The 703-nt window shown below is 27.7% G+C and carries 2 protein-coding genes; both read left to right on the top strand.

Annotated features, from left to right (window positions below; genetic code table 11):
* On the top strand, window positions 1-277 hold a 277-nt coding region (locus NAT50_RS12325; RefSeq protein ID WP_250593523.1), incomplete at its 5' end, for a hypothetical protein.
* 2 nt (window positions 278-279) lie between these two features.
* Window positions 280-558 carry a hypothetical protein gene (locus NAT50_RS12320; RefSeq protein WP_250593522.1) on the top strand — a complete coding sequence of 93 codons (279 nt, stop codon included), beginning with the start codon at window positions 280-282 and terminating at the stop codon, window positions 556-558.
* Window positions 559-703 lie beyond the last annotated feature (145 nt).

The raw sequence follows: 703 nt of genomic DNA, 5'->3' as shown, positions 1-703 counted from the left end.
GTTAGCGGTAATTTTAAAGCAAAATTTTGATTACATGAAAATATCTAAAAAGACAAATCTTTTTTTAATGCTTCTTTTATACTTATTTGCATTCTATGGAATTTATCTAACTATTAGTATAATATCATATTTAATTGAATCAAAAAATGGAAAAGTAGTTATTACTTCATTGTTTCTAGTTAAGAAATTAATTTTGCCTCTACTCTTTTGGGTTTATTTTTTGCTCGGCGGAAAATTAACAGAAAGAATTAATAATGATTTCGAAAGAAAAGCGTAAAAATGAATAAACTAATTTTTAAATTAATTTCAATTATTATAGGAATATTTTTTCTCATAATTCTTTACATAAATTCATCTTCCTACATTGAAAATCAAACGTGGAAATATTCACATGGGAATTGGATTGGGGATTGGTTAGTTAATGAAAATATGAAAATAGAGAACAGAATAATTTACACACATAAAGGAGAAGCTAAAATTGTTTACTGCTTCCTTGGACAATTAGTTGTCGAAAATATTGCAACTGGAAAAAAAGGTTACTATATAGATAAGAATTAATAAAAACTACCGCTAACACAGGTTTTACGCTATTGCGGGTTTTGCGATTAATTTAAAGTTTCTTTTGTATCTTTGAAGTCAGTGCTAAACGGAAAGGTTCCAGATTCTTTAGTCCGCAACAGTCGTAAAGCCTGGGAACGTTAGC

The organism is Flavobacterium luminosum, from assembly GCF_023635005.1.
GTDB classification, from domain to species: Bacteria; Bacteroidota; Bacteroidia; order Flavobacteriales; family Flavobacteriaceae; genus Flavobacterium; species Flavobacterium luminosum.
Note: the sequence above shows the minus strand (reverse complement) of the source record. Positions and strands in the feature narration are given on the sequence as shown.